Raw genomic sequence first — 8,922 nt, forward strand, 5'->3', positions numbered from 1 at the left:
CACGCCAGCCCGGAAGGCAAGCTGTACGGTTCGGTCGGCCCGCGCGAGATCGCCGAGGCGCTGGAAGCCACCGGCCACAAGGTCGGCAAGGGCGAAGTGATCCAGGGCGAAGGCCCGATCCGCAACACCGGCGAGTTCGAAGTGATCATCGCGCTGCATGCCGACGTGCAGACCCAGGTCAAGGTGATCGTGGTCGGCGAGAAGTAAGCCGCCGCCACCTGCTGTAGACGGACGGGCGCCCTCGGGCGCCCGTTTTCGTAGCGGGGAGGCCATCTGCCGTTGTTGCCGTGGCGCAGCGCCGCCGCCTTATCCACCGCCCCCCACAGCTTATCCACAGACTTATTGTCTCGTCGGCTGAGAAGCTGCCGCGTATCCTCTCCGTTCGTGTCCGCCGCCATCGCCGGCGGTGCGGCAGTCTGCGAGGAACCCAAGCCCATGTCCTTTGTCCCCGACCGCAAGAGCGGCCACGGCTCCGCCGTCGAAGCGCTGCGCGTGCCGCCGCACTCGATCGACGCCGAGCAGGCGGTGCTCGGTGGCCTGATGCTCGCCCCCGATGCGCTGGACAAGGTGGCCGACCGGCTGGGCGAGGGCGACTTCTACCGCAAGGATCACCGCCTGATCTGGCGTGCCATCAACGAGCTGGCCAACAAGGGCATGCCCTGCGACGCGGTGACCCTCGGCGACTGGTTCGAGGCCAACGATCTGGCCGAGATGGTCGGCGGCGCCAGCTACCTGATCGAGCTGGCCAACGCCACGCCGAGTGCGGCCAACATCGGCGCCTACGCCGACATCGTGCGGGAAAAGTCGATCCTGCGGCAGCTGATCGATGCCGGCACCGGCATCACCGAGGATGGTTACCGACCCGAAGGCAAGAGCGTGCACGAGGTGCTGGAGAACGCCGAGCAGGCGGTCTTCAAGATCGCCGAGTCGGGCGCACGCGGCAAGAAGGATTCGGTGTCCATGCGCGAGGCGGTCAAGGACGCCTTCCGCCTGCTCACCGAACGCTACGAGAACCGCGGCCAGCTGACCGGCATCTCCACCGGCTTCAACGACCTGGACGAGCTAACCTCGGGCCTGCAGCCGTCGGACCTGATCATCGTTGCGGCGCGACCCTCGATGGGCAAGACCGCCTTCTCGGTGAACATCGCCGAGGCGGCCGCGCTGCGCGGCAAGAAGGCGGTGGTGATCTTCTCGATGGAAATGTCCGCCTCGCAGCTGGCCTTGCGACTGATCTCCTCGATCGGCCGCATCCACGCCCAGCATCTGCGCAACGGCGACCTGTCCGAGGAGGACTGGCCGCGCGTGACCAACGCCATCGCGATCCTTTCCGAGGCCAAGATCTTCATCGACGACACGCCCGGCCTGTCGCCGGTCGAGCTGCGCTCGCGCGCGCGCCGCCTGCATCGCGAGCACGGCGGCCTGGGCCTGATCGTGATCGACTACCTGCAGCTGATGCAGGTGCCCGGGAACAAGGAGAACCGCGCCACCGAGATTTCAGAAATCTCGCGTTCACTCAAGGGCCTCGCCAAGGAGCTGAACGTGCCGGTGATCGCCCTGTCGCAGTTGAACCGCTCGCTGGAACAGCGCGCCGACAAGCGCCCGATGATGTCGGACCTGCGCGAATCGGGCGCCATCGAGCAGGACGCGGACGTGATCATGTTCATCTACCGCGACGAGTACTACAACAAGGAATCGCCGGACAAAGGCCTGGCCGAGATCATCATCGGCAAGCAGCGAAACGGCCCCACCGATACGGTGAAGCTGACCTTCCTCGGCCACTACACCAAGTTCGAGAACTACGCGGCCGACTCCTTCGTGGGGTCGTTCGATTGAAGGCAGGGAGCGGGAAACGCGGAACCACCGGGCGGACCGCGCGAGCCGGTTGCCGGCCGCCCGATCCGGCCGTTCCCGGTTTCCCGTTCCCCGTTTTCCACGCCACCCCATGAGCCGCACCACCACCGCCACCATCCACCTGGGAGCCCTGCGCCACAACCTCGCCCGCATCAAGGCGATGGCGGCGCCCGCGCGGGTCATGGCGGTGGTCAAGGCCGATGCCTACGGGCATGGCCTGGAGCGTGTCGCCCGCGCACTGGACGCCGATGCCGAGTGTTTCGCCGTGGCTGCGCTCGGCGACGGCCTGCGGCTGCGCGCGGCCGGTCATCGCCAGCGCATCGTGGTGCTCTCCGGGCCCGACCAGCCTGGGGACATCGCGGAAATGCAGCGCCTGCAGCTGGAGGCGGCGATCCACCACGACGCCCAATTGCACTGGCTGGCCGAGGCCCGCCCCGGACGTGGCCGCCTGCGCGTTTGGCTGAAGATCGACAGCGGCATGCATCGCCTGGGCTTCGCCCCCGAGCGCGTCGCCGACGTGCATGCGCGCCTGGCCGCCATGCCGGGACTGGATCCGGAAATCGGCCTGCTCAGCCATTTTTCCGATTCGGAGGTTTTCGGCGGCGACCGTACCCGCGCGCAGATCGAGCGCTTCACCGAGGCGATCCGCGGCCTGGGCGGCCCGCGCTCGCTGTCCAATTCCGCCGCCGTACTCGGTTGGCCGGAAGCGCGTGCCGACTGGGTGCGCACCGGCGGGCTGCTGTATGGTCTCTCGGTGGTCGACGGCAAGAGCGGCACCGACTTCGGATTCCGGCCGACGATGACGCTGGCCACGCGTCTGATCGCCATCAACCGGATCGGCAAGGGCGAGTCAATCGGCTACAACGGGACCTGGACCTGTCCGGAGGACATGCCGGTCGGCGTGGCAGCGGTCGGCTATGGCGACGGCTACCCGCGCAGTGCCGCCAGCGGCACGCCGGTGCGGGTGGGCGATACCTGCGTGCCGCTGATCGGCCGCGTCTCGATGGACCTGATCACCCTCGACCTGCGCACGGCGCCACGGGCCAGGCCCGGCGACCGCGTCGTCCTGTGGGGCGAGGGGCTACCGGTGGAAACCATCGCCCGCCACGCCGGCACGATCAGCTATGACCTCACCTGCGGCATGACCCGGCGTGTGCTGTTCGTCGAGGATGAAAACTGATCCACCCGTGACATCCCATGCAGGAGCGTACCTGTGCGCGACCGCGCGGCATGACAGTGCAGGGCGCTCGCGCACAGGTGCGCTCCTACAGGCCCGACCAGCGCTCGCTGTCTCGCCCCGTGCGAGCGGGCAGGGCTAAGCTGCCGCCTTCGACCCACGGAACACCCCAATGGCCAAAGCCAAGACCGCCTACGTCTGCACCGATTGCGGTGCCGAGCACTCGAAATGGCAGGGCCAGTGCGTCGAATGCGGCGTATGGAACACGCTGAGCGAGGTCGTGCTGGCGCCCGCCTCCCCGGCAAAGGCCTCGGTCGGCGCGCAGCGTTCGAGCTACGCCGGCAACGCCGCCGGAGCGGCCAAGGTCACGCCGTTGACCGCGGTGGCGCTGACCACCGAGGCACGCACCCATACCGGGATCGGCGAGCTCGATCGGGTGCTCGGCGGCGGGCTGGTGCAGGGCTCGGTGGTGCTGATCGGCGGCGATCCGGGTATCGGCAAGTCCACGCTGTTGCTGCAGATGCTGGGCACGCTGGGCACCCACCTGGCGAGCGTGTACGTCACCGGCGAGGAGTCGCTCTCGCAGGTCGCCGCCCGCGCGCAGCGCCTGGGCCTGCCGCTGGAGCCGCTGCAGGCGCTGGCCGAGACCTGCATCGAGCGCATCCTCGAGCAGGCGAGCGCCACGCGGCCGCACGTGCTGGTGATCGACTCGATCCAGACCATCTGGACCGAGCTGCTCACCGCCGCGCCGGGATCGGTGAGCCAGGTGCGCGAGTCGGCCGCGAAGCTCACCCGCTTCGCCAAGGAGACCGGCACCAGCGTGTTCCTGGTCGGCCACGTGACCAAGGAGGGCGGTATCGCCGGGCCGCGGGTGCTCGAGCACATGGTCGATGCGGTGCTGTACTTCGAGGGCGAATCGGGCAGCCGCTTCCGTGTCCTGCGTGCGTTCAAGAACCGCTTTGGCGCGGTCAACGAACTGGGCGTGTTCGCCATGTCCGACAAAGGCCTGCGCGAAGTGCCCAACCCGTCGGCGATCTTCCTTTCCGCGCATGCCGGACCGACCTCCGGCAGTGCCGTGATGGTCACCCGCGAAGGCACCCGTCCGCTGCTGGTGGAAGTGCAGGCGTTGGTCGACCAGAGCTCGCTGGGCAACCCGCGACGTGTCGCGCTGGGCCTGGAACAGAACCGCCTGGCGATGTTGCTGGCGGTGTTGCACCGGCACGGCGGGGTGGCGGCCTACGACCAGGACGTCTTCGTCAACGTCGTTGGCGGCATCCGCGTGCAGGAAACCGCGGCGGACCTGCCGGTGCTGCTTGCGGTGCTCTCGTCGCTGCGCGATCGCCCGCTGCCTGACAAGACCATCGCCTTCGGCGAAGTCGGCCTCTCGGGCGAGATCCGCCCCGTGCCCAACGGCGAGGAGCGCCTGAAGGAAGCGGCCACCCACGGCTTCCGCCGGGCCATCGTGCCCAAGGCCAACGCGCCGAAGAAGAGCAAGGTGGGCGAGATGGAAGTGATCGGGGTGGAACGCCTGTCCCAGGCGATCGACGCCTGCCGCGACGCATCGTGATGCGCCCCGTGTGAGGCCGGTCCGCCGTTCCGGGTGATACCGAAGATGCCGGGGGTGCGGAAGACGACCCTGCGGTGTCCGCGACTAAAGCCTCGGTAACGGCCGGTGCAGGATCAGTTCCAGCACGAACTTCGAGCCGAAGAACGCCAGCACCAGCACCGCCATGCCGATCAGCGTGAGGTTGACCGCGCGGCGCCCGCGCCAGCCGAAGCGCCAGCGCCCGTAGAGCAGCACGCCGAACACCAGCCAGGCGACGATCGACAGCACGGTCTTGTGCACCAGGTGCTGGCCGAACAGGTTGCCCACGAACAACGCCCCCGTGACCAGGGTCAGGGTCAGCAGGGCGAAGCCCGCGGCGATCACGCGGAAGAGCAGCGTTTCGGTCAGCGTCAGTGGCGGCAGGGCGCGCAGCCAGGGGCCGAACTGGCGGTGGCGCAGGCCGCGCTCCTGTACTGCCAGGCCGAGTGCCAGCACCGCCGCGATCGACAGCAGGCTGAAGGCCACCAGCGCCACCGTCACGTGCAGCTTGATTTGCCAGTCCATGGCCACCGGCATGGTTGGTGGTGCCAGGAAGCTGTCGACCGCCAGCAGCACGGCCGCCAGCGGAAACACCACCACGCCGAGCGCCGCAACGGGACGGCTCAGGTTGACGAACAGCGTGAGCGCCGAAACCACGCAGGCGACCAGCGACAGCGCGGCAAAGAAGTGCAGGTCGAGCGCGCCCCGGTGCATGCCGAGCAGGACGCCGGCATGCGCCAGCACCGCGAGCATGGCCACCCCCAGGGCAGGGCGTTGCCAGGCCAGGGACGGCTTCGCCGTCCCGCGCCCGAACAGCGGCCAGGCGAGCAGGCCGGAGGCGAACAGGTAACAGGCGATGGCAGTGAGCGAGAGGGCTGGCAGCATGAGCGGGGAGTGTCGCATACGGCCACGGCCCGGTGAACGAGTCGGCGGGCAGTGCGGGCGCCCTGGCGGTCGTGAAACGGCCCGATCCCCGGGCCGCTCCGTTAAGGGCCTCTCCCGGGTGCCTCTGATATATTGGCCTGCTTGTCCCCGTCGATGCCGTAACCCGCCATGTTCGAGTCGCTGAGCCAACGCCTCTCCGCCACCGTCAACCGCCTGCGCGGACGCGGGCGGCTGACCGAGGAAAATATCCGCGAATCCCTGCGCGAGGTGCGCATCGCGTTGCTGGAGGCCGACGTCGCGCTGCCGGTGGTGCAGGCGCTGATCGAGCGCGTGAAGGTGCGCGCGGTCGGCCAGGAGGTGCTCAAGAGCCTCTCGCCGGGCCAGGCGCTGGTGAAGGTCGTCAACGACGAGCTGACCAAGGTGATGGGCACGGCCAACGCCGAGCTCAACCTCGCCCAGCAGCCGCCGGCGGTGGTGCTGATGGCCGGCCTGCAGGGCGCGGGCAAGACCACCACGGTGGCCAAGCTGGCGCGCTTCCTGACCGAGCGCAAGAAAAAGAAGGTCATGGTGGTCAGCTGCGACGTCTACCGTCCGGCCGCCATCGAACAGTTGCGCACGCTGGCCGAACAGGTCGGCGTGAAGTTCTTCCCGTCCGAGGCGGGCCAGGACCCGGTCGACATCGCCAAGGCGGCGATCGCCGCCGCGCGCCGCGAGGTGGTCGACGTGCTGCTGGTCGACACCGCCGGCCGCCTGCACATCGACGAGGCGATGATGGGCGAGATCAAGGCGCTGCATGCCGCGATCACGCCGGTCGAGACGCTGTTCGTGGTCGACTCGATGACCGGCCAGGACGCGGCGACGACCGCCAAGGCCTTCAGCGAGGCGCTGCCGCTGACCGGCGTGGTGCTGACCAAGACCGATGGCGACGCCCGCGGCGGCGCGGCGCTGTCGGTGCGCTACATCACCGGGCGGCCGATCAAGTTCCTGGGCGCCGGCGAGAAGACCGACGCGCTGGAGCCGTTCCATCCCGACCGCATCGCCCAGCGCATCCTGGGCATGGGCGACGTGCTTTCGCTGGTGGAGGAAGTCGAGCGCAAGGTCGACCAGGAGAAGGCGCAGCAGCTCGCCCAGAAGGTGATGAAGGGCAAGCGCTTCGACCTGAACGACATGCGCGACCAGCTCGAGCAGATGAACAACATGGGCGGCCTGGCCGGCCTGCTCGACAAGCTGCCGGGCGTGGCGAACCTGCCCGAGAACGTCAAATCGAAGGTCAACGACAACGAAATCAAGCGCATGGTGGCGATCATCGGCTCGATGACCAAGAAGGAACGCCGCCATCCCGACTTGCTCAACGGCTCCCGCCGCGCTCGCGTGGCGCGCGGCTCGGGCACCCAGCCGGCCGACGTCAACCGCCTGCTCAAGCAGTACATGCAGATGGAGAAGATGATGTCCAAGCTCTCCAAGGGCGGTACCAAGGGCCTCATGCGCCAGATGCGCGGCGCCATGAAGGGCATGGGCGGGATGGGCGGCGGCTTCCCGCCGATGAGGTGAGGCGGACACGGAGCACGGTAGCGCAGGTGCAGCTCCGCCTTGGACGAGTCCCGGCGACACGCCGTGTGGAATGCCGTCCGGTGAAGACAAGCCCGCCGTTCCCGCACGGGTCTTCCCTTTTACCGAAAATCCACTAAAATGCCGCGTTTACCGCGCGCGGATCCCGTGCGTGCTGCCGGCGCGGCCGGCACCTCTGGAGCTTTTACTTATGGTCAAGATTCGTCTTTCGCGCGGTGGCGCCAAGGGCCGCCCGTTCTACCACGTCGTCGTGACGGACCAGCGCAACAAGCGCGACGGTCGCAGCATCGAGAACGTGGGCTTCTACAACCCGGTCGCGTCCGGCAAGGACAAGCGCCTGGAGCTCAACGTCGAGCGCGTCAACGAGTGGGTGGGCAAGGGCGCCCAGCTGACCGACAAGGTCGCCGCCCTGCTCAAGGAAGCCGGCAAGCAGCAGGCTGCTGCCTAAGCATGGCCGCAGCCGGTCGGCGCGTCCTGGTCGGACGCATCGTCGGGCTGCACGGCGTGCAGGGCTGGCTCAAGATCGAATCCTGGACCGAGCCCCGCACGCAGATCTTCAAGTACCAGCCCTGGCAGCTCGAAAAGGCGCCGGGCGAGGTAATGGAGGTCGCCGGGATCACCGGTCGTCCGCAGGGCAAGGGGCTGATATGCCACATGCCGGGCGTGGATGAGCGGGATGCCGCGGCGGCGCTGGTGGGCAAGGACATCCATGTCGCCCGCGAGCTGCTGCCGCCTCCCGGCAAGGATGAATATTACTGGGTCGATCTCGAAGGTCTGGAGGTCGTCACCACCGAAGGCGTGGCGCTGGGACGGGTGAGTCATCTGTTCGCCACCGGCGCAAACGACGTGGTGGTGGTGAGGGACGGCACGCGCGAGCGGCTGGTTCCCTTCGTCCAGGGGACTTACGTGCGTTCGGTGGATCTGTCCGGCGGGCGCATGGTGGTGGACTGGGATCCGGAGTTCTAGCAAGGCGAGGGATCCGATGCGCATCGATGTCGTCACGCTGTTTCCCGACTTCATGCGCCAGTGCGCCCAGGTTGGTGTGGTGGGACGCGCGCAGCAGCGGCAGTTGCTGCAGGTGGAAACCTGGAACCCGCGCGACTTCGCCACCGACAACTACCGGACCGTGGACGGCCGCACCTGCGGCGGCGGGCCCGGGATGGTGATGCTGATCGAGCCTTTGCGGGCGGCCTTCAAGGCCATGCGCGAGGCGGCGCCGGAGCCGGCGCACGTGATTTATCTCAGTCCGCAGGGAGCGCGGCTGACGCAGGGCAGGGTGGAAGCGCTGGCAAGATTGCCGCGCATCGCCTTGCTCTGTGGGCGTTACGAGGGAGTGGACGAACGCCTGCTGGCGCACGAGGTCGACGAGGAGCTTTCCATCGGCGATTATGTGCTGTCCGGGGGCGAGCTGGGCGCCGCGGTGGTCATCGACGCGGTCGGCCGGCTGCAGGAAGGGGCGTTGAACGACGCGCAGTCCGCCGAACAGGATTCGTTCTCGAACGGCCTGCTCGACTGTCCGCACTACGCGAAGCCGGTGCATGACGCACTGGGTGACGTGCCGGAGGTGCTGCTCTCCGGCGACCACGCGGCAATCCGCCGCTGGCGCCTGAAGCAGTCGCTGGGACGGACCTGGTTGCGACGGCCCGACCTTCTGGCGCAATGCGCGCTGGACAAAACGTCCCGCGCATTGCTGGAAGAATTCCGCCGTGAGCATGCTCGGCAAGAGCAGCAACGGCACGACGAAGCGGCCGTCAAGCCGCAGTAATTGCAAATTTCAATCAGGTGTTGCCATGAACAAGATCATCGAACAGTTCGAAGCCGAGCAGATCACCCGCCAGCTGCCGGAATTCGGCCC

At 68.1% G+C, this 8,922-nt stretch carries 9 protein-coding genes; 8 read left to right on the plus strand and 1 reads right to left on the minus strand.

All coding sequences use genetic code 11. The features are described from left to right. From VFH59_RS11660 to radA, 4 genes are all read left to right on the plus strand, one after another. The coding region (locus tag VFH59_RS11660; protein ID WP_325165070.1) for a 50S ribosomal L9 C-terminal domain-containing protein at positions 1 to 207 on the plus strand (207 nt) is incomplete at its 5' end. Between the two features lie 228 nt (positions 208 to 435). Then, complete coding sequence (locus tag VFH59_RS11665; RefSeq protein ID WP_325165071.1) at positions 436 to 1,833, plus strand: replicative DNA helicase; 1,398 nt, start codon at positions 436 to 438, stop codon at positions 1,831 to 1,833. A gap of 109 nt (positions 1,834 to 1,942) precedes the next feature. After that, positions 1,943 to 3,031 carry an alanine racemase gene (alr, locus tag VFH59_RS11670; RefSeq protein ID WP_325165072.1) on the plus strand — a complete coding sequence of 363 codons (1,089 nt, stop codon included), beginning with the start codon at positions 1,943 to 1,945 and terminating at the stop codon, positions 3,029 to 3,031. A gap of 169 nt (positions 3,032 to 3,200) precedes the next feature. Continuing rightward, positions 3,201 to 4,595, plus strand: coding sequence for a DNA repair protein RadA (radA, locus tag VFH59_RS11675; RefSeq protein WP_325165073.1), 1,395 nt, complete (start codon positions 3,201 to 3,203; stop codon positions 4,593 to 4,595). 84 nt (positions 4,596 to 4,679) lie between these two features. Here radA and VFH59_RS11680 read toward each other — a convergent pair whose 3' ends face one another. Continuing rightward, the gene (locus VFH59_RS11680; RefSeq protein WP_325165074.1) at positions 4,680 to 5,498 is read right to left on the minus strand and encodes a cytochrome C assembly family protein; all 819 of its coding nucleotides are present in this window, start codon (positions 5,496 to 5,498) and stop codon (positions 4,680 to 4,682) included. 168 nt (positions 5,499 to 5,666) lie between these two features. Here VFH59_RS11680 and ffh point away from each other — a divergent pair, with 168 nt between their 5' ends. The 4 genes from ffh to trmD all read left to right on the plus strand — a co-directional run bounded on the left by ffh (position 5,667) and on the right by trmD (position 8,832). Continuing rightward, positions 5,667 to 7,049, plus strand: coding sequence for a signal recognition particle protein (gene ffh, locus VFH59_RS11685; protein WP_325165075.1), 1,383 nt, complete (start codon positions 5,667 to 5,669; stop codon positions 7,047 to 7,049). A 208-nt stretch (positions 7,050 to 7,257) separates the two neighbouring features. After that, positions 7,258 to 7,515: a 30S ribosomal protein S16 gene (rpsP, locus tag VFH59_RS11690; protein WP_091333189.1), complete on the plus strand. Its 258-nt coding sequence runs from the start codon at positions 7,258 to 7,260 to the stop codon at positions 7,513 to 7,515. Between the two features lie 2 nt (positions 7,516 to 7,517). Next, a complete protein-coding gene (gene rimM, locus VFH59_RS11695; protein ID WP_325165076.1) occupies positions 7,518 to 8,033 on the plus strand; it encodes a ribosome maturation factor RimM in 516 nt (171 codons plus the stop codon). A 16-nt stretch (positions 8,034 to 8,049) separates the two neighbouring features. Next, complete coding sequence (gene trmD, locus VFH59_RS11700; RefSeq protein ID WP_325165077.1) at positions 8,050 to 8,832, plus strand: tRNA (guanosine(37)-N1)-methyltransferase TrmD; 783 nt, start codon at positions 8,050 to 8,052, stop codon at positions 8,830 to 8,832. The last annotated feature ends 90 nt before the right edge of the window (positions 8,833 to 8,922 follow it).

Source organism: Frateuria sp. (genome assembly GCF_035695185.1).
In the GTDB taxonomy this organism is placed as follows: Bacteria; Pseudomonadota; Gammaproteobacteria; order Xanthomonadales; family Rhodanobacteraceae; genus Frateuria_A.

Coding starts and splice junctions, on each gene's coding strand:
- VFH59_RS11665 (WP_325165071.1), top strand. CDS start 436: ATGTCCTTTGTCCCCGACCGCAAGAGCGGCCACGGCTCCGCCGTCGAA.
- alr (WP_325165072.1), top strand. CDS start 1,943: ATGAGCCGCACCACCACCGCCACCATCCACCTGGGAGCCCTGCGCCAC.
- radA (WP_325165073.1), top strand. CDS start 3,201: ATGGCCAAAGCCAAGACCGCCTACGTCTGCACCGATTGCGGTGCCGAG.
- VFH59_RS11680 (WP_325165074.1), bottom strand. CDS start 5,498: ATGCTGCCAGCCCTCTCGCTCACTGCCATCGCCTGTTACCTGTTCGCC.
- ffh (WP_325165075.1), top strand. CDS start 5,667: ATGTTCGAGTCGCTGAGCCAACGCCTCTCCGCCACCGTCAACCGCCTG.
- rpsP (WP_091333189.1), top strand. CDS start 7,258: ATGGTCAAGATTCGTCTTTCGCGCGGTGGCGCCAAGGGCCGCCCGTTC.
- rimM (WP_325165076.1), top strand. CDS start 7,518: ATGGCCGCAGCCGGTCGGCGCGTCCTGGTCGGACGCATCGTCGGGCTG.
- trmD (WP_325165077.1), top strand. CDS start 8,050: ATGCGCATCGATGTCGTCACGCTGTTTCCCGACTTCATGCGCCAGTGC.